Below are 25,093 nucleotides of genomic sequence, written 5' to 3'. Positions count from 1 at the left end.
CGCGCCGGTCCCGACGCGCCCGAGACGTCACATCCGGAACGATACCGATGCCGCGAACGTGCGACCGTTCTTGTAGAACGCGGTCGGCCGATCGCGCGTGCCGCTATACTGGGTGTAGGTCGAATCCAGCAGGTTCTGCGCATTGACCGTCAGCGTGACGGCCTTGGTCAGGTTGAACCCGGCCGAGAAATCGAGCTGGCTGTACGGCGCCACCATGTCGATTGAGTTCAGGCGACCGATCGCGCGGAAATAGGCCGAGCGGTAATTGTAGCTCAGGCGCGCCTGGAACGGCCCGTTCTCGTAATAGGGGATCACGTTGACGGTGTGCTTCGACAGATAGGGCAGGTTCAGCCCCTCGTCGGTCGAGCTCTCGGCGTAGGAATAGTTCGCCTGCAGGCCGAAGCCATGCCAGATCTCGCCCTGTGCCGAGACCAGCGCGCCGTTGACGTTCGCCTTGCCGCCATTGAGCGGCTGCGACACGAGATAGGACGCGTTGGTCTGCGTCAGCTCGTTGAAGAACGTCTGGCGGCTCAGCCCGTTGAGGATGTAATCCTTCACCTCGCGACGGAACAGCTCGAGCGACAGCAGCGCGCCAGCACGCGGATAATATTCCGCCGACAGCTCGTAGTTGGTCGACTGATACGGCTTCAGGTTCGGGTTGCCACCGCTGGCATCGAGCGTGATGTCGTTGCGACCGACCGATCCGCCGAGCTGCTCGTAGCGCGGCCGTGCGATCACCTTGGCAACGCTGCCGCGGAAGATCAGCTGCGAGCCGGCCTCATAGGCGACGTTCAGGCTCGGCAGGAACTTCAGATAGTCGTTCTGCACGCGCTGCGGCACGATCGTCGGCAGGGTGCCGTCGGTGCCGGATACCTGGTCGGCATAGTTCGACACGTTCTTGGTATAGACCAGCCGGCCGCCGACATTCCCGCGAAAGCCGCTCTGCTCGAAGTTCAGCTGGACGTAGTTCGCCGCGACCGTCTCGTCGACGATGTACGATGCGGTCGGCTTGGCGACCGGGATGTTGATCGAGTTCGCCAGAATGTCGATCACCGCCTGCTGCGACAGGTTGATGTACTTGGTCGCGTTGCCCGTGCCGCCGGTGCCGTCGAACGTGCCGTTCGGCGTGGTCGACGTATCGACGCCAAGGCTCGCCAGCGTGTAGTTCGAGGTCGAGTAATTGTTGAAGCCGCTCGCGTTCAGGCGGTTGCGGTGATCGGTGAACTTGCCGCCGATCCGGATCTCCTTGAACGGCCCCGCCTCGAACGGGATGACCGCATCATAGCCCGCGTAATAATCGCGATCGATCGTCTTGGAGAAATCGATCCCGCCCGCGCGCGCCGCGGTCAGCTGCGTGCCGTTGACGATCACCGGCGCACCGTCGATCGTCTGCAACTGCGGACTGTTGCTGCGACGGTAATTCGCAGGATTGGTCAGGTCGCCCACATAGTCGACGTTCGCGCTGTCGGAGGTGAAGCCGTAGCTGTACGGAAGGTCGGTCCGCACATCGAACAGATATTCGGGATTGCGCCCGCCGATCGCCTTGCTCCAGCCGCCCGTCGCGGACAGCGTCGCGCCGCCGGGGCCTTCCCATGCCGCTTCGAAGTTGAGGTTGTCGGTGGTCAGCTTGGTCTTGCGGATCAGCAGGTCGAGCTGCGCGCTCTGGCTGCCCGCCGATGCCGCGCCGAAGCTCGCATTGGTGACGACGCCGTTCGCGACCGTCGCCGACTGGAGAACGTCGCCGCTCCACGCGCCGGGGATGACGTACATCGACTGGCTGCTGTTATTGTAGTTGCCGTCGATGTGCAGGCCGTTGAGCGTCAGCGTGATGTCGTCGGTCGGCTTGGCCTGGACCGTGCCGACATAGCTGATGCGCTTCCGCTCCTGCGTGAAATACGCGTAGTTGATGCCGAACGGCGACACCGCATTGGCGAGATCCTGACGCGTACCGCCGGTGACGGTCGCATTAGGGTTCTTCAGGACCGGCTGGCCGCTCGCGTCGCGCACGAGTGCGCCGTTCGTGTCCTTCTGGAAGAAGCGGTCCCCGGCGTTCTCGAAGCCGAAGAATTCGACGCCCGACCGCGTCAGGCTCTGCTTGTCGTAGGTGACCGCGCCGAGCACGCCGAACGTCCCGGCATCGTTGTGCCAGCTGTACAGGCCCGAGGCGCGGACGTTGCCCTTGTCGGCGCGGTCGTTGTACGAATAGCCGCCCGAGGCGAAGATCGAATTGGCGGGCGTGTCGAGCGGACGGCGCGTGCGGACGATGACCGTGCCGCCGATGCTGCCTTCCTCGATCCGCGGCTCGGGCGACTTGTAGACTTCGAGGCGCTCGACGAGTTCGGGCGCGAGCAGCGAATAGTTGAACGTGCGGCTGGTCGGATCATTGTCGTTGCCGCCCCAGTCGGCCGACGCCACCGCGTGGCCGTCGAGCAGCATCCGGTTGAGCGCGGGATCGGTGCCGTGGATCGCGACCTTCTCGCCCTCGCCGAAGCGACGATCGATGCTGACGCCGGGGACGTGCGAAAGCGACTCGGCGACGTTGCGATCGGGGAATTTGCCGATCGCCTCGGCGCTGATGACGTCGACGATGGCGTTGGCCTGGCGCTTGACCGCGATCGCGCTGCGCAGGCTGCCGCGGATACCGGTGACGACGATGTCCTGGCCGGTATCCTCGGCATCAGCAGGCGCAGCGGCCTGCGCGTCGGCGGCTTCGGTGGGCGTCGTGGTCGGGGCGGTCGTGGGCGCGACCTGGGCTGTCGCTGACGGGGCGGAGAGGAAGCCTGCAAAACCGAACGCGATCGCGCTCGACGTCAACAAAACCTGCTTACGGAAAACCATCGTCAAAACCCCTTCCCAATCGACGCCGCAGCGTCATTCCGACCCGGACTATCGCCGCGTCACCGCTATCCAACCGCTGGTACTGTTTTGGTTACTATCTGAGCAGCTTGGTATGAATATCGTATAACCAATTTGATTGGGAAATCCATCGGAAATTACAGTTTGGTTACCTGTCGAGGGAACTTTTGAGACGATCGGATAACCCGTTGGTTTCGGCCAATTTAGTCTTGGCTAGGCGCGTAATTTAGCGCCTGGCCGCGTCGGTATGCCGCCGTGGCGATAATACCTTTTCTTGCTCTTTGTTGGCGATTTTGTCGTTGAACGCGCCGACTCCATCGGCCAGACGTAATATAATTACGACCAACCGAAAGCCCGCGAATGACCCTCGAAATCTGCGTCGACGATATCGCTGGCGTTGACTCGGCGGTCCTAGGTGGCGCCGACCGTCTTGAGCTATGCTCGGCGCTGTCGCTCGGCGGATTGACCCCGGCGCCCTCGCTGATCGCGACCGCGCGCGGACTCCCCATTCCCGTCCACATGCTCGTGCGCCCGCGCGAGGGCGGGTTCCGCTATACGCCGCGCGAGGCTGCGATGATCGCGGAGGACATCACCACCGCCGCCCAGGCCGGACTGGCCGGAGTCGTGATCGGCGCGAGCGCGGCGGATCACACGTTGGACGCACCGCTTCTGGCGCATCTCGTCGACCACGCACGGACCTGCGGGACGGCACGCGGCGCACCGCTGTCACTGACGCTCCATCGCGCGTTCGATCTCTGCCCCGATCTTCCCGCCGCGCTCGAGACCGCTATTGCGCTCGGCTTCGACCGGATCCTGACCTCGGGCGGCGCGATCAAGGCGATCGATGCGCTGCCGATGCTCTCAACGCTGCACCGCGCTACCGCCGGGCGTATCGTCATCCTGCCCGGCAGCGGGATCGATGCGGGCAACGCGACTCGGTTCCTCGATGCCGGCCTGCGCGAACTCCACGCGTCGTGCGGCGCCGCGCTTCCGCTGGCGGCCGACGATGCGCTCGAACGCGAATTCGGGTTCGCCGCGACCGGTCGGCGGGCCACCGACGTCGACCGCGTTCGTGACCTGAAGTTGGTCCTTGATCGCTTCGCTCGCCAAGCCGCTTGAACAATACCAATATATAACGTATCCACCCTCTGCTGCCAGTCGCGATGCTCTCGGCATCCATACCGGCACCATCGAAAGTTGCCTTCATGTCCATTTCAACGAGCATTGGCAGGTTCCGGGATGGCAATCCTGCGCCGTTGTACGTCCAGCTCCAGCAGCTCATCCGCGACGCGATCAACCGCAACGTGCTGGCCAAGGACGACGCACTCCCCGCCGAACGTGATCTTGCGATCGAATACGACGTGTCGCGCATCACCGTCCGCAAGGCGATCGGCGGGCTGGTCGAGGAAGGCCTGCTGACCCGTCGTCGCGGCGCGGGAACCTTCGTCGCGACGCGCGTCGAAAAGAGCTTTTCGAAGCTGTCGTCCTTCTCGGAGGACATGCAGTCGCGCGGCCGCACACCGAGCAGCGCATGGGTCAGCCGCACGATCGGCATGGTGACGCCCGAGGAATCGCTGTCGCTCGGGCTGTCGCCGGGCTCGGCGGTGTACCGGTTCCAGCGGATCCGCTACGCCGACGACACGCCGATGGCGCTCGAATATTCGACGATCGCGGGCTATTGCCTGCCGACGATCGATGCCGTCCAGGACTCGTTGTACGAGGCGCTCGAAGCCGCGGGCAACCGTCCGGTGCGCGCGCTGCAACGCCTGCGCGCGGTTCATTTCAGCCCCGAGCATGCCAAGATGCTCGGCGTCGACGCGGGCCATGCGGGCCTGTTCATCGAACGCCGCGGCTTCCTGCGCGACGGACGGGCCGCCGAATTCACCCAATCCTATTACCGTGGCGACGCGTACGACCTCGTCGCCGAACTGAACGACATCTGACGCCGGCGCACGGGCGCCGGCCGGGGGGCTTACCGTGACCGAGACTATCGATACCGCCGGCAATGCGGCGTTGCCGCAGACACTGATGTTCAGCGAGGCCGCCGAGGCCGCCGATGCGGTTGCCCGGCTGCTCGCCGCCAACCGCGACGCGCTGGCCGCGCTCGGCGAGCGGCTGCGCGCCGCGCCGCCCGCGGTCGTCGTCACCTGCGCGCGCGGATCGTCCGATCATGCCGCGACCTATGGCAAATATCTGATCGAGACTTTGCTCGGCGTCCCCGTCGCCTCCGCCGCGCCGTCGGTATCGTCGGTCTATGCCGCACCGATGGCGCCCGGCACCGCACTCGTGATCGCCGTGTCGCAGAGCGGTCGCAGCCCCGATCTGCTCGCGACCGTCTCGGCCTATCAGGCCGCCGGCGCGCATGTCGTCGCGTTCGTCAACGACGAGGAGTCGCCGCTCGCCGCGATGGCCGACACGATGATCGCGCTCAAGGCCGGCCCCGAGCGCTCGGTCGCGGCGACCAAATCCTATATCTGCGCGCTCGCCGCCTTTGCCGCGCTGACCGCGGCCTGGTCGCAGAACGACCTGCTGATCAAGGCGATCGACACGCTGCCCGACATGCTCGCGCTCGCGTTCGGCGCGAACTGGACGTCGGTGGTCGACGCGCTGGCCGATGCCAACAACCTGTTCGTGATCGGCCGCGGCTATGGCTACGGGATCGCGCAGGAAGCCGCGTTGAAGCTCAAGGAAACCTGCGCGCTCCACGCCGAGGCGTTCAGCGCCGCCGAAGTCCGTCACGGGCCGATGGCGATCGTCAATGACGGCTTCCCGGTGATCGCATTCGCCACGTCCGACATGGCGGGCGACGGCGTGCGCGAGGCGGCGGCCGAGTTCCGCACGCGCGGCGCGGTCGTCTGCCTTGCCGATGCCAAGGTGAACGGCGACACCGATCCGGCCGCCTACACCGCGCATCCGGCGATCGAGCCGATCCTGATGATCCAGAGCTTCTACCGGATGGCCAACGCCCTCTCGCTGCGTCGCGGCCTCAACCCCGACGCGCCACTCCACCTCAGCAAGGTCACGAAGACGGTATGAGCGGCGTCGAAATGAACGAATCCCAGTTTCACGTCGTCAATGGCAGCGTCGTCACGCCGGACGGCTTGATGAACGGCGCGACGATCCGCGTCGTCGGCGACCGGATCGCAATGATCACCCCGCTCGAGCGCGCGCCGGCCGACGCGGTCGATCTGGGCGGCGGCTGGCTCGTCCCCGGCTTCGTCGATACGCAGGTGAACGGCGGCGGCGGGGTGCTGCTGAACGACCAGCCGACCGTCGCGGGCATCGCCGCGATCGGCGCCGCGCATGCGCCCTATGGCACGACCGCGTTCATGCCGACGCTGATCAGCGACACGCCTGACGTGATCGAAGCGACGCTCGACGCGATGGACGCCGCGATCCTGGCCGGTGTGCCCGGCGTCGTCGGCGCGCATATCGAAGGGCCGTGGATCAACCCGGCGCGCAAGGGCATCCACGATCCGGCCAAGTTCCGGCTGCTCGACGACGCGATGATCGAATTGCTGATCCGTCCGCGCAAGGGCCGCGTGATGGTGACGCTGGCACCCGAGCTGACCGACCCCGCCTCGATCGCGCGACTGGTCGCGGGCGGCGTGATCGTCAGCGCCGGGCATACCGATGCGGATTACGAGACGATCGTCGCGGCGGCCGGCGCCGGGCTGAGCGGTATCACGCACCTGTTCAACGCGATGTCGCCGCTGCTCCACCGCGCGCCCGGCGTGGTCGGCGCCGCGCTCGACGATCGCCATGTCTATTGCGGGCTGATCGCCGACGGTCTCCACGTCCATGACGCCGCGCTGCGCCTCGCGCTCAACGCCCGCCCGCACGACCGGCTGATGCTGGTCAGCGATGCGATGCCGTCGGTCGGCGCGGTCGACAAGGATTTCCGCCTGCAAGGGCGCCTGATCCATGTCGAGGACGGCAAGTGCTTCGGCGAGGACGGGACGCTGGCCGGCTCCGATCTCGACATGGCCGGCGCGGTCCGCAACCTCGTCGCCCGCACGAACGCCAGCGTGGTAACCGCGGCGGCGATGGCGGCGACCAACCCTGCCGCATTCCTTGGCCTTACGCACGAACGCGGCGCGCTCGCGTCGGGATTGCGCGCGGACTGGGTGGCGCTCACGGCCGATCTGAGGCCCGCGGGCACCTGGATCGGTGGCCTCAAGATTGCCGACGGGATCTAGCATGAAACCCCTCATCCTGACGTCGCCCCTCCAGGGCTGGGCATCGCCTCTCGAGGCGGTCCCCGACCCGGTCTTCGCCGAACGGATGATGGGCGACGGGATCGCCGTCGACCCGACCGGCGATTGCCTGCACGCGCCGTGCGACGCGGTCGTGCTGAGCGTCCATGCGAGCGGCCACGCGATCACGCTGCGCACGCCCGAAGGCGCCGAAATCCTGATGCATATCGGGCTCGACACGGTGGCGCTCGGCGGGCGCGGGTTCAGCCCCTGCGTCACCGAGGGCGCGAGCGTCCAGCGCGGCGACCCGCTGATCCGCTTCGATCTCGACCTGCTGGTCTGCGAAGCGCGCGCGGTGATCACGCCGGTGATCGTCACCAACCCCGAGCGCTTCACGATCGTTCGCAGCGAAACGGGCAAGCTGGTCGGCGTCGGCGAGGCGCTGATGACGATCGAACCGCGCGACGCAGCGGCCGATGTGGCGATCGTCGAGGGCGATACCGTCCGCCGCACGATCGTCGTGCCTTTGGTCCACGGGATCCATGCACGGCCAGCCGCGCGGATCGGCGAGATCGCGCGGAAATTCGTGTCCGAGGTAAAGATCACCAAAGACGAGCGCGACGGCAACGTCCGCAGCCCGGTCGCGCTGATGGCGCTGGGCGTAAAGCTCGGCGACGAGATCACGATCGCGGCCACCGGCCCGGACGCCGCCGACGCGCTCGCCGCGATCGGCGACCTGATCCTCGGCGGCATGGGCGAGAAGGCTGGATCCGCCCCAACCGCCCCCGTGTTCCCCCGCGGAGGCGGGGGCCCAGGAGCCACGAACGATAACGCTGCAGGGTCCTGGCCCCCCGCCTCCGCGGGGGAACAAGGAGCCGGAAAGCAGGCCACAACACTACCCGCCGACGGCCGCCTCCCCGGTGTCACCGCCTCCCCCGGCATAGCGATCGGCCAGGCCGGACTCTTCCGCCTCGCCGAGATCGCCGTCGTCCGTGAAGGCGCCGACGCCGCCACCGAACGCGCCGCGCTCGACGCCGCGCTCGCCACCGTCGCAGACCGCCTCGCCACCAAATCGGCGACCGCAATCGGCGCCGAACGCGCGATCCTGACCGCGCATAGCGCGCTGCTCGACGACCCCACGCTGACCGACGACGCACACGCGGCGATCGCCCGCGGCGACAGCGCCGCCTATGCCTGGCGCACCGCGATCCGCGCACAGGCCGATGCGCTCCACGCCACCGGCGACCCACGTCTCGCCGAGCGCGCCGACGACATGCTCGATCTCGAACGCCAGGTGCTGCGCGCACTCGCCGGCGAAGACCTCGACGAACGCCTCAGCTTTCCCCCCGGCACGATCCTGCTGGCCGACGACCTGCTCCCCTCGCATCTGCTCGGGCTCGACACCGCGTCGATCGTCGGCTTCTGCGTCGAGCGCGGCGGGCCGACCTCGCACGTCGCGATCCTCGCCGCGACGATGGGCCTCCCCGCGCTGGTCGCGATGGGCCCCGCGCTCGCCGAGATCGCCGCCGGCACGCCGCTGATCCTCGATGCCGGCGCGGGCCTGCTCCACGTCGCACCCGACGCCGCGACGCGCGCCACCGCGCAGGCCGCGTTCGACGCACAGACCGAACGCCGCCGCGCCGCGCTCGCCAACGCCGCGCGCGAATGCCGCACGCAGGACGGCGTCCGCATCGAAGCGTTCGCCAATCTCGGCTCGGCCGACGATGCCGATGTCGCGGTCCGCAACGGCGCCGAGGGCTGCGGACTGCTGCGCACCGAATTCCTGTTCCTCGAACGCGACAGCGCGCCGAGCGTCGAGGAACAGACTGCCGATTATCAGCGCATCGCCGACACGCTCGACGGTCGCCCGCTGATCGTGCGCCTGCTCGACATCGGCGGCGACAAACCCGCGCCCTATCTGCCGATCGCCGCCGAGGAAAACCCCGCACTCGGCCTGCGCGGCATCCGCGTCGGCCTTGCCCACCCCGATATGCTCGACGCGCAGCTTCGCGCGATCCTCGCGGTCCGCCCCGCGGGGCAGTGCCGCATCATGGTGCCGATGATCGCGAGCCTCGCCGAGCTCCGCGCGGTCCGCACCGCGCTCGACGCCGCCGCCGCCGCGACCGGCCATACCGAGCATGTCGCGCTCGGCATCATGATCGAGACGCCCGCCGCCGCGATCACCGCCGACCTGCTCGCACAGGAAGCCGACTTCCTCTCGATCGGCACCAACGACCTGACGCAATATGCGCTGGCGATGGACCGCGGCAATCCGGCGGTCGCCAGCGACCTCGACGGGCTCCACCCCGCGGTCCTCCGCCTGATCGCGCGCACCTGCGAAGGCGGTGCGGTCCACGGCAAATGGACCGGCGTGTGCGGCGGCCTCGCCTCCGATCCGCTCGCGGTACCGATCCTGATCGGCCTCGGCGTCACCGAACTCTCGTCCGCGCCCGCACTCGTGCCCGAGATCAAGGCGCTGGTCGCGACGCTCACGATCGACGCCTGCCGCGCGCATGCCGCGGCGGCGATGTCCTGTATCTCAGCCGCGGACGTGCGAACGCTCGCCCGGAGTTTCCGCCCATGAAGTCGCTGCTCGAAGCCCTCCAGCCGCTCGGCCGCGCGCTCATGCTGCCGATCGCGGTGCTCCCCGTCGCAGGGCTCTTGCTGCGTCTCGGCCAGCCCGACCTGCTCGACATCGCGGTGCTCAGCGCGGCGGGCGACGCGATCTTCTCGCATCTCGGCCTGTTGTTCGCGATCGGCGTCGCGACCGGCTTCGCGCGCGACGGCAACGGTGCGGCGTGTCTCGCGGGCGTGGTCTGCTACCTCGTCACCACGCAGGGCGCGCAGGCGCTGATGACCGTCCCCGCCGACGCGCTGAAGGGCCTGACCGGCGACACGATCGCGCTGGCCACCGCAGCCTGGAAGGCCAAGGCGATCGCGCGGCTCGACGTGCCGATCGGCATCCTGTCCGGGCTGATCGGCGGGAGTTTCTACAATCGTTTTTCGGCGATCGCGCTCCCCGAATATCTCGCCTTCTTCGGCGGGCGTCGGTTCGTGCCGATCGTCAGCGGCGTCGCAGGGCTCGCGCTCGGAATCGTCGTCGGCCTCGGCTTCGGCGCACTCAGCACGGGTATCGACGGCCTGAGCTACGGGATCAGCGGTGCGGGCGGGTTCGGCCTGTTCGCGTTCGGGCTGCTCAACCGGCTGCTGCTCGTCACCGGGCTGCATCATCTGCTCAACAACATCGTCTGGTTCGTCGCGGGCGATTATCACGGCACCACCGGCGATCTCCGTCGCTTCTTCGCGGGCGATCCGGAGGCCGGCGCGTTCATGGCCGGGTTCTTCCCGGTGATGATGTTCGGCCTGCCCGCCGCGTGCCTCGCCATGTACCATGCGGCCCTCCCCGAGCGGCGCAAAGCGGTCGGCGGCATGCTGCTCAGCCTCGCGCTCACCTCCGCACTGACCGGCGTGACCGAGCCGATCGAGTTCAGCTTCATGTTCCTCGCGCCCGTGCTCTACGCGATCCACGCGGTGCTGACGGGCATCTCGATGGCGTTGATGAACGCGCTGGGCGTGAAACTCGGCTTCGGCTTCTCCGCCGGGCTGTTCGATTACGTGCTGAACTACGGCAAGGCGACCAAGCCGCTGCTGCTGATCCCGGTCGGCCTGGCCTATGCCGCGATCTACTATGTGCTGTTCCGCACCGTGATCAAACGCCTCGACCTCCCGACCCCGGGACGCGAGCGCGATGCGCCGGTAACGGCGGTGGCGGTCGCCAAGAGCGAACGCGGCGCTGCGTTTGCCGAAGCGCTCGGCGGGGCCGCCAACCTGACCAGCGTCGGCGCCTGCACGACTCGGCTGCGGCTGATCGTCGCGGACCAGGGGGCGGTCGACGAGGCACGGCTGAAGGCGCTCGGCGCGCGCGGCCTGATCCGGCCGTCGGACAACGCGCTCCAGATCGTGCTCGGCCCGATCGCCGATTCGGTCGCGGTCGAGATCCGCGATGCGATCGCCGCGGGTGGCGTCGCGCCGGCGGCGGTCGCTCCCCTGCCCGAGGTTGCCGACATCCGCCTCACGCCGGCGACGCTCGCCGCGCTGGGCGGCGCGGACAATGTCGAGGCGGCGACGCAGCATGGCACGCGCCTGCGTATCCGCCTCAAGGACACCGACCGCGCGTCGCCGACCGCGCTCGAAGCGCTTGGCGTCCACGCGATCGCGCGCCCCGCCCCCGGCCTGCTGCATCTGCTGATGACATCGGGCGCAACAGTCGTCGCGTGACACAAAGCCGGACACATACGAGATTTTTCATGTAAGTCGGCAATACGGCCTGACATATCTGACACGATCGGACATATACCGGGACATCTCTACAACAACGATCCAGCAAAACATCGCTGGATAATCTTAGACCCTATACTGTCATCTTCGCTCCATATCGGATCGATCGGACTGCGACCGTAATCAGCGGATCGCAGGTCGATCGATCTTCAAAGGGGTTTAGATGCGTAAGACTTTATTCTGCGGCGCGGCGCTCGCGGCGCTGGTCCTGCCCGCGATGGCACAGGCGCAGTCGACCGGCACGGTGGACGCGGAATCGGATATCATCGTCAGCGGCTCGCGGGCCAAGCCCGACGTCAACGGGATCCAGACGCCCGACACGCCCAAGGCCAAGGCGGTGCTGACTCAGGAACTGATCGAGCGTCGCACGCCCGGCCAGACGATCCTCGACACGATCAACCTGGTGCCCGGCGTCAACTTCACCAACAGCGATCCCTATGGTGGCTCGGGTGGCCAGCTGCGCATCCGCGGGTTCGACGGCAATCGCATCTCGCTGACGTTCGACGGCATTCCGCTCAACGATTCGGGCAATTACGCGATCTATTCGAACCAGCAGCTCGACCCCGAGCTGATCGAGCAGGTCAACGTGAACTTCGGCGCGACCGATGTCGATTCGCCGACCGCGAGCGCGTCGGGCGGCACGGTGAACTACCGGTCGGTGATGCCGAAGGACAAGCTGGGCGCGACCGTCGCCTATTCGCACGGCACCAACGACATGAACCGCGTCTTCGCCAAGATCGATACCGGCGTGTTCACCTCGTTCGGCACCAAGGCCTGGGTCTCCGCCAGCGAGCAGCGCTACGACCAGTTCCGCGGATCGGGCGAGATCAACCGCCAGCAATATAACGCCAAGCTCTACCAGCCGATCGGCAGCAAGGGCGATTTCATCGCGTTCGGCGCGAACTACAACCAGAACCGCAACAGCTCGTACAGTAACCCGACCCTGGCCAATATCCGCACCAAGCTGGGCGCGTCGGTCGTGCCGTCGACCGGGGTGAGTGCCGACACGCCGTACACGCTCGACCTGAACAAGGCCCAGTATGACGCGGTCTTCGACGACACGTCGAACGCCTATCTGTACGACCAGAGCTGTTCGCTGCCCTCGGCGAGCGGCGTCAACGGCACCAGCCAGAACGACCGGTCGTCGTGCGGGAATGCGGCGGGCACGGCGATCAACCCGTCGAACACCGGCAATTTCCGGATCAATTCGCGCTACACGCCGAGCGAGAAGCTCGTCTTCACGTTCGACGGTGCGTACAGCTTCACGCGCGCCAATGGCGGCGGCTCCGCGGTCTTCGCCGAGAGCAACGCCAACGCGACCAACAGCGCGGGCACGGCGGCGGCGACCAGCGTCTACACCTATCAGCTCCAGCGATTGGGCGCAGGCACCGCGGCGGGCGTCGACATCAACGGCGATGGCGACACGCTCGACTACGTCCGCGCCTATTTCCCGTCGAACACGCGCACGCAGCGTTTCACCGCGATCGCCGGGCTGCGCTATGACATCGACGCCGACAATGCGGTCCGCTTCGCCTACACCTGGGACCGCGCGCGCCACCGCCAGACCGGCGAGGCAAGCCAGCTCGACTCGACCGGCAATCCGTACGATGTGTTCAGCGCGCTCGACGGCGAGGGCAGCTCGGCGATCCTCGACGCCGCGGGCAACGTGGTCAACAAGCGCAACCGCCTGTCCTATGCGATCCTCCACCAGGTCTCGGGCGAGTATCGCGGGTCGTATTTCGGGGATGCGCTCAAACTGACGCTCGGCCTGCGCGCGCCGTTCTTCCGCCGCAACCTGACCAACTATTGCTACACGATCCCCGGCAATTCGAGCGACGGCTATTGCACCTCGCAGACCGCCGCGCAGGTTGCCGCCAACCCGACCACCGCCACCTATGGCGCGCCGTACAAGAACCGCATCAAGTCGTACAACGCGGTGCTGCCGAACGTCGGGCTGACCTATGCCTTCACCCCGAACGCGAGCATCTTCGCCAGCTACGCCAAGGGCTTCTCGGCACCGCGCACCGACAATCTCTATGCGTTCGACGACGTGAAGATCGCGCCGGTGAACGAGGTGAAGCCCGAGAAGACCGACTCGTTCGATCTCGGCCTGCGCTATTCGTCGCGGCTGATTCAGGCACAGCTTGCGGGCTGGTACATCCATTACGACAACCGCATCATCTCGACGCTGACCACGCTCGAGGGCGGCGGCACGCTGACCACCGATCGCAACGTCGGCACGGTCAAGAGCAAGGGCGTCGACGCGAGCCTGGGCATCACCCCGATCCGCAACGTCTCGCTCTACGGGTTCGCCTCGTACATCGACGCCAAGCTGCAGGACGATGCGGTCGACCCGACCACCGGCGCGATCACCGCGGCGACCGCGGGCAAGTTCGTCGTCGAAACGCCGAAATGGCAATATGGCGGCCGCGTCCAGGCATCGTTCGATCCGGTTTCGATCGGCGCACAGGTCAAGCATGTCGGCAAGCGTTACGTCACCGACGTCAACGACCTGATCGCGGCGGGCTATACCACGGTCGATCTCGACGCGCGGTTCGACCTGGCATTTGCCGGGCTCGACAAGACGTTCTTCCAGCTGAACGTCTCGAACCTGTTCAACGAACGCTATTTCGGCAATCTGAGCACGGGCACCTCGTCGGCGAGCACGACGCGCTACACGTTCGGTGCCCCGCGCACCGTGATCGGCTCGGTCCACTTCGAGTTCTGACCAGAAACCGCCCCGTCGTCCTGCGGGATGACGGGGCGGCCTTCGAAAAGGCGGCGCATGAAAAAGGGCGGGGTGGTGACCACCCCGCCCTTTTTCATGCCGGCCGGCGCTGCCCCCTCCCCTTGCGTGGGGAGGGGACGGGTCGCCTAGAACTTGACGTTCGTGCTGACGAAGAACGCCCGGCCATACGGGTCGTAGGTCGACGGATAGGTGTTCGCCTGCTCCTGGTTGTCGCCCATGATCGGCGGCTTCTTGTTGAACATGTTATTCACGCCGACCGACCAGGTGAAGCCCGGCTTGATGTCGAACGCCGCGGTCAGGTCGAAATAGTGATACGCCTTGATCCGCTCGACCGCGTAGACCGTACCGCTGTCGTCGTCCTTCACCGGCGACAGATAGCGATAGAGCACCGACACGGTCACCGGACCGGTCGAATAGGTCGTCCGCGACGACAGCCGCCACTTCGCATAGGGGTTGCCGCAGGTCTGGCCGAACTTGCCCGCGCAGTTGATCGTCAGATCGGGAATCGCGGCAAGCGGGTTGTAGTTGAACGCGATCAACCGGGTTCCGCTGACTCGGAAATCGAGCTTGCTGCTCTCCGCACCGAACGCACCGAAGCCGAGTGGCAGGCCGTAGCGCGCCTCGAAATCGACGCCGCGGGTGGTCACGCCGCCGGTATTGGCCAGCGTGTTGACCGCATCGGTGATCGCATAGCTGTTGGAATCGCGCGGCAGCGACGAGCAATAGCTGGCGTTGTACGGCGTATACCCGTTGTCCGCATCGCCGTAGCAGGCGCGGATCAGGTTGGTGGTGCCGACCGTCGAGATGTAGTTGGCGATCTTGATCTTGTAATAATCCACCGTCAGCGAGAAGCGCGGCAGGAAGCGCGGCTGCAGGACGATGCCGCCCGTATAGGTATCGGAGGTTTCCTCGCGCAGCGCAGGGTTGCCGCCGTTGACCGTCTGGATCTGCGTGCTGCCGCCGTCATAGGCGGTACCGATCAACGCGGCCGGGACGCCCGTCGACACGCAGCTTGCGTTGAGGTTGGTGTTCGTCACCGCGACCGCGGTCGTGCACGGATCGGTTGCCGCCGGGAAATCCTGCGACGAGCCGCTGTAGAGATCGGACACGGTCGGTGCGCGGACGGCCCGCGAATACTGGCCGCGCAGCGACAGGTCGTCGATCAGCGACCAGACCACGCCACCCGAATAGGTGTTCACCGACTTCGCCGCGGTCGAATAATAGGAATAGCGATAGGCGCCATTCACTTCGAGCTTCTTGATCAGCGGGATGTTCGCCAGCAGCGGTACCGCGAGCTCGGTATAGGCTTCCTTGACGTCATAGCCGCCGCTGAGCCCCTCGCCCGCGTTGAAGCCGACGACGTCGCCCGACGACAGCGCGAAGTCGGGATTGTAGCTGCCATGTTCGCGGCGATATTCGGTACCGAACACGATGCCGACCGGGCCTGCACCCAGATCGAACAGGTTGCGGTTCGAGATCGACGCGCTGGCGACCTGCTCGCTGATCGTGCTGGTGTTCTGCGCGGGGATGGTGATGAAATCGGCCGCTGCCGCGCTGATGTTGCCCGCGCCGAAGATGTTGAGCGGCACGCAACCGTTGCTGGTATCCGAACAGACCAGGTTGCCGCTCGCATCATAGGTCGTGCGCAGCGCCTGCAGCACGCGGCTGCGCGAGACGTTGCCCGACTGGGTCTCGGTCGATCGGGTGCGCGCATAGCTGTAATAGGCGTCGTAGTTCCAGCCGCCGCCAATATCGCCATTGGCACCGAGCACCGCGCGATAGGCGGTGTTGTCGACGCTCGACACGCGCGCGCCGACTTCGGTCAGGCGGCGGTAGATCGTCGAGGTGACATAGCCGTCGCCGTCGGTATCGCGGCCGCGGAGCAGCGCCTGCGAGCTGGCCGACAGGAACGACGAATCGACGTCGAGCGCGACCGATCCGGTAAATGGCGTCGGCGCGAGCTGGTTCTTCACGCGGTTGTTGATGAGCTGGCCCTCGGCATACACGTTCAGCGCGGGGCTGACCTCGTAATGCGTCTGCGCGCTCATCAGGAAGCGCTCCTGCGGGACCTGCAGATAGTTGGACGGCGCGTAGTTATACGCGTCGGTCGACGCATTGTACGGCGTGTAGCTGCCGTCGGTCTCGAACTTGCGGTTGACGCCGCCGAGCGCGAACCGTGTGCCCTCGATCGAGCCCGAACCGCCGGCGATCAGGCCGCCCGCACCATCGTCGACCAGCGCCTGCTTCGAATAATCGCGGGCAGACTGAAGGATGCCGTTGCGCTTGGTATAATCGAAATAGATCGTCGCATTGCCGCGGCCGTCTTCGAAATTGCCGCCAATCAGCAGGTTGCCGTTGAAGGTGCCGCCGTCGCCCGCCTCGTTGATGCGGTAGTTCGCGCCCGCCGCAACGCCGCTGAAGTCCTTCTTCATCACGAAGTTGACGACGCCCGAGATCGCATCCGAACCATAGACCGCCGAGCGGCCGCCGGTGACGATGTCGACGCGCTCGATCAGCGCGGCGGGGATGGTGTTCAGATCGACGACCTGGTTCGAATCATACGCGACGTACCGGCGGTTGTTGACGAGCACGAGCGTGCGCGTCGAACCGAGCCCGCGCAGATCCGCGGTCGCGACGCCGCCGCCGGGGTTGTTCGAGGCACCCGTGGTGCTCGGGATCAGCTGCGGCAGGTCCTTCAGGACGCTCTCGACGTTCACCTGGCCCGACAGCGCGATCTCCTTGGCGCTGACGACCGAGATCGGCGACGCCTGCCTGAGGCTTTCGCCGCCAAGCCGCGAACCGGTCACGACGATCGTGTCGCCGTCGGCGGGCTCCGCCTGACCCGTGGCGTCGGGCGCAGCGGTAGACGCGGGTGCAGCGGGCTCGGCCGGCGTCGTGTCGGCCGTCTGGGCCCAGGCCGGACCGGCGATACCCAACAGTAGAGAGGACGCCAAAAGGCGTGCGCGGAAATCGAGACGCATGAATATACTCCCTGAACCGCGATCCTTGACCGCCGCGGCAGATGTTGTGGGGTACGGATAAGGTCCGCCACTCAGGTTTGCGATGCGATGTCCCGCGCGACAAGCGGTGTTCCAGTGTTCGCCCGATTAGGCCGCCGGGTGTCGTCTTGCGAACACGGTTCTATTCATGCCCTTTCATCAAACTGTCATACCGTTACAGTTGTTACAAGATTGTAACGGATGGTGGACCAGCCCACAGTCTTCGCGACGACCAGACGCCGGGGCCGGACATCCGACAATGGCTGTGCGGTCCAGCGCGCGCGTTTGGCGATCGCCTGGCCGGGCCGGGCGACGGCGTAGAACCGGACCGTCCGGCAGATCGAGGGATAGTCGGCCCCGCTCATTGAACCGTCGCTCACTGGCGCCCCGCTCACTGGCCCCCCGCTCACTGGAACGTCGCCCCGCCGGCGATCGCCTTGGACGGGCTCAACCCCTGCTGTTCGAGGAACTGGTTGAGCCCCGCGACCAGATCCTGCGCGGCGCTGCTGGTGAGCGCGATCCGGCCGACGACGACACGGTCGATGCCCGGCGGCTGGCGGGTATGGTCGCAGCGCGCGCTCTCCAGCGTCAGCACGATCACGCCGCTCAAATTCGCCAGCCCGGCGAACCCGGTCGCGAAGATTTCGGGCGCGAAGGGATTGTCGACGATCGGCGGCGAGGCGGCGGGACGGATGGGGTCGGGTGCGGATACACCCTTGATGGCAACGCGCATGATCGGCCTTTCCTGAAGCAGGCGCGGCAGCGGCCTGCGGGGCAGTAGCTAGGCCGCGGGAATGTCCTGGAAATGTCCCCGCGGGCGATCCGTGACACGACGGCGACATATGCGCGTTCCGGCGGGCCGGACGGGCGGCGGCCGCGGCGTGGCCGAGGCGATATGTTGCACGCCTGCGATCTGGCGAAACACGGGAACATCCCGGGGAAACATGCTCCCCATAGCGCCGCGGCTCACTCCCGGAGACGCAGGCATGATGTTCGATTTAGGCGCCGGCTCCCTGGCCTTGGCCATGGCTGGAACACTGGCGACGCCGGTCGCTGCCGCCCAGACCCCCGGGCATACCAACGCGCCGACCCCCGCGCCGCCGCCCGGGCCGACCGCCCCGGTCCCCCTGCCCGTCGGCCGCACGATCAAGACTCTCCGTGTCGAGGGCGCGCAGCGGATCGAGGCGGAAACCGTGCTGAGCTACACCAAGCTGCGCGTCGGCAAGCCCTATACTACCGAGACGCTCGACCAGGCGCTGAAAGACCTGCAGGCCAGCGACCTGTTCGCCGATTATTCGATCGCGGGCGTCGCGGACGGCAACATCGTGCTGCGCGTGCGCGAGAACCCGATCATCAACCGCATCCTGATCGAGGGCAACAAGGCGCTGAAGAGCGACAAGATCACGAAAGAGATCAAGCTCGCCCCACGCCAGATCTTCACGCGCACCGCGGTCCGCCAGGATATCGCGCGGATCCTCGAACTCTATCGCCGCCAGGGCCGGTTCGCCGCGGTCATCGACCCGAAGATGGTGACGCTCGACCAGAACCGGGTCGATGTCGTGTTCGTCGTCAGCGAGGGGCCCAAGTCCAAGGTCCGCCAGATCAACATCCTCGGCAACACCGTGTTTTCGGAAAGTCAGATCCGCGCGCAGATGGCGACCAAGCAGGCGCGCCTGAGCCGCCTGCTGTCGTCGGCGACCAGCTACGACCAGGATCGCCTGTCCTACGATCAGCAGAAGCTGCGGCAATTCTATCTGACGCAAGGCTATGCCGATTTCCGCGTAACCTCCGCCGTCGCCGAACTGACGCCCGACAAGAAGGACTTCATCATCACTTATGTGGTGGAAGAGGGGAAACGCTACAAATTCGGCGACGTCAGCGTCGACAGCCAGATCCGCGACTTCGACAGCAAGAAGCTGGCCGCCACGCTGCCGCTCAAGAAGGGCGACTGGTACAACGCCAAGCTCGTCGAGGATTCGGTCGACACTCTCAGCCAGACCGCGGGCCTGTTCGGCTATGCCTTTTCCGAAGTGAACCCGGAGTTCCAGAAGGACGCCGACACGCTGACGATGGGGATCAACTTCAACATCGCCGAGGCCAAGCGCACCTATGTCGAGCGCGTCGAGATCAACGGCAACACGCAGACCAAGGACAAGGTCGTCCGTCGCGAGATCCGCCTGGCCGAGGGCGACGCCTTCAACAGCTTCCAGGTCAAGCGATCGGAGGACCGGATCAACTCGCTCGGCTATTTCCAGGACAAGATGACGATCAAGCAGCTGCCGGGCTCGGCGCCCGACCGCGTGATCCTGGAGACCAACCTGGAGGAGAAATCGAGCGGCGAGCTGCAGCTGTCGGCGGGCTATTCGAGCCTCGAAAGCTTCATTGCCTCGGCCAGCATCACGCAGCGCAATTTCCGCGGCATGGGCCAGGAACTGCGCGCCAATGCCAGCTTGTCGAGCTATTCCAAATCGGTCAGCCTGGGCTTTACCGAGCCGTATATGTTCGACACCAACGTCGCGCTCGGCGGCGACATCTTCCGCCGCGACTATAGCTCGTACAGCACGACCGGCGACAGCAACGACACCACCTACGAACAGGTCTCCACCGGCTTCCAGATTCGCGCCGCGGTGCCGCTCACCGAATATTGGTCCGCCACCGCGCGCTACGGGCTGTCCTATGACCAGGTCACGCTCGACGAGGACACCTATTACACCAACGGCGCGTGCGACCCGGCGATCGCCGGCGCGTATCTGTGCGACGCGGTGGGCAATCGCTGGACCTCGTCGATCGGCTATTCGCTGGTGTTCGACAACACCAACAGCCGGATGCGCCCGACCAAGGGCAGCAAGCTGAGCATCAGCCAGGATTTCGCCGGCCTGGGCGGCGACACGAAATACATCCGCAGCACCGCCAACTACACCAGATACATGAACCTCGGGTCGAGCTTCATCCTGTCGGCGCATGCCGAGGGCGGCTATATCAAGGGGCTGGGGCAGGACGTCCGGCTGACCGACCGCTTCTATCTGGGCGACCCGCAGATGCGCGGCTTCGACATTCGCGGCGTCGGCCCGCGCGTGACGCGGACCTATTACGACACGTCGACCGTCCCTGCGACCCTGTCGAGCACGAACAGCTCGAACACCCAGACCGCGCTGGGCGGCACGACCTATTACCAGGCGCGGCTCGAGCTCGAACTGCCGCTCGGCGCGGGTGCGCGCGAACTGGGTCTTCGTCCGTCGATCTACATGGATGTCGGCGCGGTCTTCGGCGGCAAGAAACCCGCGCTGACCGATAGCTGCGCCGCCGCCAACACCGCCTCGATCGCGTGCGTCGCGGGCACGCGCCAATATACCAACACGTCGGGCGAGCTGCTGTATCTCGATTCCGCCGGCTCCAGCACGACCACCAACACCGGCACGCCCTACACCTATTCGCTGGGCACCTATAAGGAGACCTATTCGGGCAACACCGCCAGCCCGCGGCTGTCGGTCGGCGTCGGCGTCAACTGGACCTCGCCGTTCGGGCCCTTGCGGATCGATCTGGCCAAGGCATTGCTCAAGGCGCCGGGCGACGACGACAAGCTGATCACGTTCAACATCGGCGGCCAGTTCTAGACGAGGCTTGTCGCGCGTGGCGTCCCGCGTCAGAACGCGGCAACCTCAAGAGGAAGGATGCCCCATGTCCGTCAAGATCATCGCCTTCGTCACCGTCAAGCCCGGCAGCGAGGACGCGTTTGTCGACGCCGCGCGCATCTGCGTCGCCGCATCGCGCGCCGAGCCCGGCGTGCTGCACTACGACCTGTGGCGCGAAGCCGATGGCGAGCGCCGCTACGTGTTCAACGAACTCTATGCCGATGACGCCGCGGTCCAGCAGCACATGGCATCGGACCATTTCAAGGCGTTCGGGCTGGCCGCGCGCGATCTCGCCGCCGCGCGCCCGGTGATCATCCAGAACCACGCGATCGACGTCGCCGAATAAGCGGGACGGCGCGATGCGCGTGATCATGGCAGGGCTCGGCGACATTGCGCGCAAGGCCTATCTCCCGGTGCTAGCCGCGACGCCGGGGATCGAGCTCCATCTGGTCACGCGCGATCGCGCCGTGCTCGCCACGCTGGGCGCGACGTACCGGATCACGCATCTCCACGACAGTCTCGACTCGGCGCTGTCCGCGGCGCGCTTCGATGCCGCGTTCGTCCATTCGGCGACGCCCGCGCACCCCGAGATGGTCGAGACGCTGCTTGGCCATGGTGCCGCGGTGCTGGTCGACAAGCCGCTCGCGGACACGTTCGACGCGGCCGCACGGCTGGTCGATCTCGCGCAGCGCCAGCGCCGCCTGCTCGCCATCGGCTTCAACCGCCGCTTTGCCCCCGATTATGCCGCGCTGCGCAGCGAACCCCGCGCGTTCATGCTGATGCAGAAGCACCGCCACGCGCAGCCCGACACCCCGCGCCGCGTGGTGTTCGACGACTTCATCCACGTCGTCGACACGCTCCGGTTCCTCGCCCCCGGACCGATCGCCCGGACCCAGATCGAGACGATCGTCCGCGACGGCCTGCTCAGCGGGATCACGCTGACGCTCGCGGGCGATGGCCATCACGCGATCGGCACGATGCAGCGCAACTCCGGGCTCGACGAGGAGCGGCTCGACGTCATCGCCGCGGACCGTCGCCGCTCCGTCCTCAACCTCTCCGAAACGCGCGACCAGGCCGGCACCGACGCGCGCACCCGTCGCGGCGACTGGACCCCGGTCACCCGCCAACGCGGCTTCGAAGCGATGTGCGCCGACTTCCTCGCAGGCGTCCGCGAAGCCCGCCCGACGGCGGCCGAAGACATCCTCGCCACCCACCGCCTCTGCGAAGACATCGTCCGCCATGCGGAGGCGGGCTAGCGGTAGGCGCAACCGGTCGCCCCCGCACCGTCCGGTTTGGAGAGGAAAGCAGACCGTTCGCTTACGCGGATCAATTCACGAAAGTGAGCTACGCGCCCGCCAAGCGCGAACAACGAACATCTGGTCATATGGCCGGTTATCGAGGCGGACTTGTAAACAGGCGTTGAGCGTTGCACTCTGGAGTCTGCTTGAACACGAACAGCACTTACCCGCTTCCGATCTAGCTGGAAAAATCATGGGCATCCGAAAATTCGCGCCACTCTCGGTGGCTGCTATTATTTCACTGGCAGCGGCCTGCCCTGCGCAAGACTTGAGTCGGGAGCTATCCGGGGGAGTTCGCGCAAAAACTCCAGATAACGCCTACATGAAGCCGTCCGATAAGGTACGTATTACGCTCCAAGCGTATGGAACTTGTCTTATCAAAGATAATAGAAGACAGGTCGAGTCCTTCTTGGAAACATGGCCTGATAGTCCAAATTATAATTCCATGGTCAGACGAGTTGCGTCGAACAATTGCATTGCTAGCGGCGATTTGAGAATGACATCGTCATTCCTACGCGGAGCGCTCTATGTCGGCCTATACAAAATAGATTATAAAGATTCACCTGCCTCTGTTAGTAAGGCTCCGATCAATTTTGGCCTGCAAATGACTGACGCAAGTACGCCAAACACCAAAGTCTATGTTTCCAGAATGCTGTTCGCCGACTGTGTTGTCCGACGTGCGGCCGAAGAGAGCCGCAGACTTGTGCTAACGACTCCCGCGAGCAAGGACGAGGACCTCGCACTGTCGAAATTGCTGCCTTTTCTGGGGCCCTGCATCCCTCAAGGACAAAATGTACAGTTCGATAAAACCGTACTGTCGGGCATATTAGCGGAAGCTCTCTACCGGGAAGCCCGGTCGGCTAACGCAGAGAGATGATTGCCAGGTATTTGTAATCGTTTCGGAGCACCGAACACGCGCCTTTCAATAGTCTAACGTTGCCAATTGGAACCATGCGTCACCGGTCCAAAGGGCCGACTCTGGGCGAAATACGAACCGAAGCACCGACCGGACGATCCCCCAAAAGGCGACAATCCGTGTATAGGGGCGCCTCTACATCAACCGAGGGCCTTCCGTTTTGCAGATCGTTACCCTGTGCCTGTTCCTGTTGCTCGCCGTCGTCATCAGCGGGATGGCGTCGCGCATGTTGCCGTCCGCCTTGCCGCGGCCGCTCGTTCAGATCGCGCTGGGGGCCCTGATCGGCATGGTCGCGCATATCCGCGTCGAGCTCGACCCCGAACTGTTCTTCCTGCTGCTCGTTCCCCCATTGCTGTTCCTAGACGGCTGGCGGATCCCGAAGGACGAGCTGGTCCGCGATCGCGGCGCAGTGCTCGGGCTCGCGCTGGGGCTGGTGTTCCTGACCGTGCTGGGCATGGGCGTGTTCATCCACTGGTTGATCCCGACGATGCCGCTGGGCGTCGCGTTCGCGCTGGCGGCGGTCGTCTCCCCGACCGATCCGATCGCGGTCTCCGCGGTCGCGCAGAAGGCGCCGATCCCGAAGCGGATGATGCACATCCTGGAGGGCGAGGCGCTGCTGAACGACGCGTCGGGGCTGGTCTGCGTACGCTTCGCGATCGCCGCGGTGCTGACGGGCAGCTTCTCGCTCGGCGAAGCGACGCTGACCTTTGCGTGGATGGCGCTCGCCGGCGTCGCGATCGGCGTCGGCGTCACCTGGGCGATCGTCGCGAGCAAGGCGGCGTTCGCGCGGCGGTTCGGCGACGAGACCGGCTCGAACATCCTGGTCAGCCTGCTGATCCCGTTCGCCGCCTATCTCGCGGCCGAGCATGTCCATGCCTCGGGCGTCCTGGCCGCCGCCGCCGCAGGGATCGCGATGACCTTCACCGGTGCGACCAGCGGAGTCGCCGCCGGCACGAGGATTCGCCGCCGCGCGGTGTGGGACATGCTGCAATTCACGCTCAACGGCGTGATCTTCGTGCTGCTCGGCGAGCAACTGCCCGAGGTTTTCGTGCGTGCGCGCGATACCGTCACCGCGACCGGGCATGTCAGCCCGTGGTGGCTGGCGATCTATGTCTTCGCAGTCGTGCTCGGCCTCGCGGTGCTGCGCTATGGCTGGGTGTGGGTGTCGATGCAGTTGACGCTGCTGCGCGCGCGGCGGCGCAACGACGACGCGGTCAGCCCGCCGCGCCGGATCATCGCGGCGATGTCGGCGGCGGGCGCACGTGGTGCGATCACGCTGGCGGGTGCGCTGACCCTGCCGCTCACGCTGAACGACGGAACGCCCTTCCCGGCGCGCGATCTGGTGATCTTCCTCGCGTCGGGCGTGATCCTGTCGTCGCTCGTGATCGCCGCGGTCGCGCTGCCGCTGCTGCTGCGCGGATTGAACCTGCCGCCCGACGAAGGCATTGCGGCGGCGCGCGACCGGGCCCGGCTGGTGTCGGCCAAGGCGGCGATCGCCGAACTCGATCGTGTCCAGCACCAGATGGCGGACGGGCGCGACGATCCGGATCGCTTCACCGATATCGCCGCGCGGCTGATGGATCAGTATCGCGAGCGGATCGACAGCCTCGCGACGCTGCCCGAGGACCGCACCGGCCAGGCGGATGCGCCGATCGAGCGCGACATGCGGCTGGCCGCGGTCCGTGCCGAGCGCAACGCGATCTTCGATCTGGCGCGGCGGCGGGAAATCGGCGTGACGCTGGCGGAGCAGCTCGGCCGCGAGCTCGACCTGATCGACGCGCGTCTCTCGCGCCAGGGGCTTGCGTAGCACGGAAGAGACTGAGGTTTTGCGCTCCGCCTGTCCGTGTGACTGAAACCGGCGGAGCGCAGAAGGTACGCATTACTAAGCGAATCCTCTGCGGACCGCTTTGCAAGGACTTGGTGAATTTCTGGTGAACGGTGGCGCCCCGCCCGTCCGTGCGACACTCTCGTATCCGGGCGGGGCGCCAAGGACGCAGCGCCATGAAGCGCGCATCACTGGTGATAAGCTAGCATCAGATCGCCGGAGCGGAAGCACGGTCCGTCACGCGTGCGGCTCGCTTGGTCCGATATGTGTCCAAAACATGTCCG

General features: G+C 66.1%; 15 protein-coding genes. 12 read left to right on the top strand and 3 right to left on the bottom strand.

Translation table 11 applies throughout. The features are described from left to right. Nucleotides 1–27 precede the first annotated feature (27 nt). Complete coding sequence (locus EV283_RS13810) at nucleotides 28–2,838, bottom strand: TonB-dependent receptor (protein ID WP_130326333.1); 2,811 nt, start codon at nucleotides 2,836–2,838, stop codon at nucleotides 28–30. Between the two features lie 378 nt (nucleotides 2,839–3,216). On the opposite strand from EV283_RS13810, the gene EV283_RS13805 reads away from it, so the two are divergent. The 7 genes from EV283_RS13805 (at nucleotide 3,217) to EV283_RS13775 (ending at nucleotide 14,118) form a co-directional block, all read left to right on the top strand. Further along, complete coding sequence (locus EV283_RS13805) at nucleotides 3,217–3,975, top strand: copper homeostasis protein CutC (RefSeq protein ID WP_130326331.1); 759 nt, start codon at nucleotides 3,217–3,219, stop codon at nucleotides 3,973–3,975. A gap of 86 nt (nucleotides 3,976–4,061) precedes the next feature. Next, nucleotides 4,062–4,799 (top strand): GntR family transcriptional regulator, encoded by a 738-nt coding sequence (locus EV283_RS13800; protein WP_056477704.1) that lies wholly within the window; start codon nucleotides 4,062–4,064, stop codon nucleotides 4,797–4,799. Nucleotides 4,800–4,884: 85 nt separating this feature from the next. Beyond that, on the top strand, nucleotides 4,885–5,892 hold the full coding sequence (locus EV283_RS13795; protein ID WP_130326937.1) for an SIS domain-containing protein: 1,008 nt from the start codon (nucleotides 4,885–4,887) through the stop codon (nucleotides 5,890–5,892). A gap of 11 nt (nucleotides 5,893–5,903) precedes the next feature. Continuing rightward, nucleotides 5,904–7,055 carry an N-acetylglucosamine-6-phosphate deacetylase gene (gene nagA / locus EV283_RS13790; protein ID WP_130326329.1) on the top strand — a complete coding sequence of 384 codons (1,152 nt, stop codon included), beginning with the start codon at nucleotides 5,904–5,906 and terminating at the stop codon, nucleotides 7,053–7,055. Between the two features lies 1 nt (nucleotide 7,056). Beyond that, entirely contained in the window at nucleotides 7,057–9,636 is a 2,580-nt protein-coding gene (gene ptsP, locus EV283_RS13785; protein WP_130326327.1) for a phosphoenolpyruvate--protein phosphotransferase, read from the top strand. Continuing rightward, nucleotides 9,633–11,330: an N-acetylglucosamine-specific PTS transporter subunit IIBC gene (nagE, locus tag EV283_RS13780; protein WP_130326325.1), complete on the top strand. Its 1,698-nt coding sequence runs from the start codon at nucleotides 9,633–9,635 to the stop codon at nucleotides 11,328–11,330. The genes ptsP and nagE overlap by 4 nt, the downstream gene beginning before the upstream one ends. 223 nt (nucleotides 11,331–11,553) lie before the next feature. Continuing rightward, nucleotides 11,554–14,118 carry a TonB-dependent receptor gene (locus tag EV283_RS13775; RefSeq protein WP_130326323.1) on the top strand — a complete coding sequence of 855 codons (2,565 nt, stop codon included), beginning with the start codon at nucleotides 11,554–11,556 and terminating at the stop codon, nucleotides 14,116–14,118. 146 nt (nucleotides 14,119–14,264) lie between these two features. On the opposite strand, the gene EV283_RS13770 is transcribed toward EV283_RS13775, so the two are convergent. Both EV283_RS13770 and EV283_RS13765 read right to left on the bottom strand, forming a co-directional pair. After that, a complete protein-coding gene (locus tag EV283_RS13770; protein WP_130326321.1) occupies nucleotides 14,265–17,120 on the bottom strand; it encodes a TonB-dependent receptor in 2,856 nt (951 codons plus the stop codon). 424 nt (nucleotides 17,121–17,544) lie between these two features. Then, on the bottom strand, nucleotides 17,545–17,871 hold the full coding sequence (locus EV283_RS13765; protein ID WP_056416154.1) for a hypothetical protein: 327 nt from the start codon (nucleotides 17,869–17,871) through the stop codon (nucleotides 17,545–17,547). 292 nt (nucleotides 17,872–18,163) lie between these two features. On the opposite strand from EV283_RS13765, the gene bamA reads away from it, so the two are divergent. From bamA to EV283_RS13740, 5 genes are all read left to right on the top strand, one after another. Further along, nucleotides 18,164–20,752 (top strand): outer membrane protein assembly factor BamA, encoded by a 2,589-nt coding sequence (bamA, locus tag EV283_RS13760; RefSeq protein ID WP_242615977.1) that lies wholly within the window; start codon nucleotides 18,164–18,166, stop codon nucleotides 20,750–20,752. 64 nt (nucleotides 20,753–20,816) lie between these two features. Next, nucleotides 20,817–21,116, top strand: coding sequence for a putative quinol monooxygenase (locus EV283_RS13755; protein WP_056416151.1), 300 nt, complete (start codon nucleotides 20,817–20,819; stop codon nucleotides 21,114–21,116). A gap of 13 nt (nucleotides 21,117–21,129) precedes the next feature. After that, the gene (locus EV283_RS13750; protein WP_130326317.1) at nucleotides 21,130–22,026 is read left to right on the top strand and encodes a Gfo/Idh/MocA family oxidoreductase; all 897 of its coding nucleotides are present in this window, start codon (nucleotides 21,130–21,132) and stop codon (nucleotides 22,024–22,026) included. Nucleotides 22,027–22,189: 163 nt separating this feature from the next. Then, a complete protein-coding gene (locus tag EV283_RS13745; protein ID WP_130326315.1) occupies nucleotides 22,190–22,945 on the top strand; it encodes a hypothetical protein in 756 nt (251 codons plus the stop codon). Between the two features lie 199 nt (nucleotides 22,946–23,144). Then, entirely contained in the window at nucleotides 23,145–24,791 is a 1,647-nt protein-coding gene (locus EV283_RS13740) for a Na+/H+ antiporter (RefSeq protein WP_165391790.1), read from the top strand. The last annotated feature ends 302 nt before the right edge of the window (nucleotides 24,792–25,093 follow it).

The sequence above is a fragment of the Sphingomonas sp. BK036 genome (genome assembly GCF_004216825.1).
Classification (GTDB): Bacteria; Pseudomonadota; Alphaproteobacteria; order Sphingomonadales; family Sphingomonadaceae; genus Sphingomonas.
Note: the sequence above shows the minus strand (reverse complement) of the source record. Positions and strands in the feature narration are given on the sequence as shown.

Coding starts and splice junctions, on each gene's coding strand:
- bamA (WP_242615977.1), top strand. CDS start 18,164: ATGGCTGGAACACTGGCGACGCCGGTCGCTGCCGCCCAGACCCCCGGG.
- EV283_RS13800 (WP_056477704.1), top strand. CDS start 4,062: ATGTCCATTTCAACGAGCATTGGCAGGTTCCGGGATGGCAATCCTGCG.
- EV283_RS13750 (WP_130326317.1), top strand. CDS start 21,130: ATGCGCGTGATCATGGCAGGGCTCGGCGACATTGCGCGCAAGGCCTAT.
- EV283_RS13755 (WP_056416151.1), top strand. CDS start 20,817: ATGTCCGTCAAGATCATCGCCTTCGTCACCGTCAAGCCCGGCAGCGAG.
- EV283_RS13810 (WP_130326333.1), bottom strand. CDS start 2,838: ATGGTTTTCCGTAAGCAGGTTTTGTTGACGTCGAGCGCGATCGCGTTC.
- EV283_RS13775 (WP_130326323.1), top strand. CDS start 11,554: ATGCGTAAGACTTTATTCTGCGGCGCGGCGCTCGCGGCGCTGGTCCTG.
- EV283_RS13765 (WP_056416154.1), bottom strand. CDS start 17,871: ATGCGCGTTGCCATCAAGGGTGTATCCGCACCCGACCCCATCCGTCCC.
- ptsP (WP_130326327.1), top strand. CDS start 7,057: ATGAAACCCCTCATCCTGACGTCGCCCCTCCAGGGCTGGGCATCGCCT.
- nagE (WP_130326325.1), top strand. CDS start 9,633: ATGAAGTCGCTGCTCGAAGCCCTCCAGCCGCTCGGCCGCGCGCTCATG.
- EV283_RS13770 (WP_130326321.1), bottom strand. CDS start 17,120: ATGCGTCTCGATTTCCGCGCACGCCTTTTGGCGTCCTCTCTACTGTTG.
- EV283_RS13795 (WP_130326937.1), top strand. CDS start 4,885: ATGTTCAGCGAGGCCGCCGAGGCCGCCGATGCGGTTGCCCGGCTGCTC.
- EV283_RS13805 (WP_130326331.1), top strand. CDS start 3,217: ATGACCCTCGAAATCTGCGTCGACGATATCGCTGGCGTTGACTCGGCG.
- nagA (WP_130326329.1), top strand. CDS start 5,904: ATGAACGAATCCCAGTTTCACGTCGTCAATGGCAGCGTCGTCACGCCG.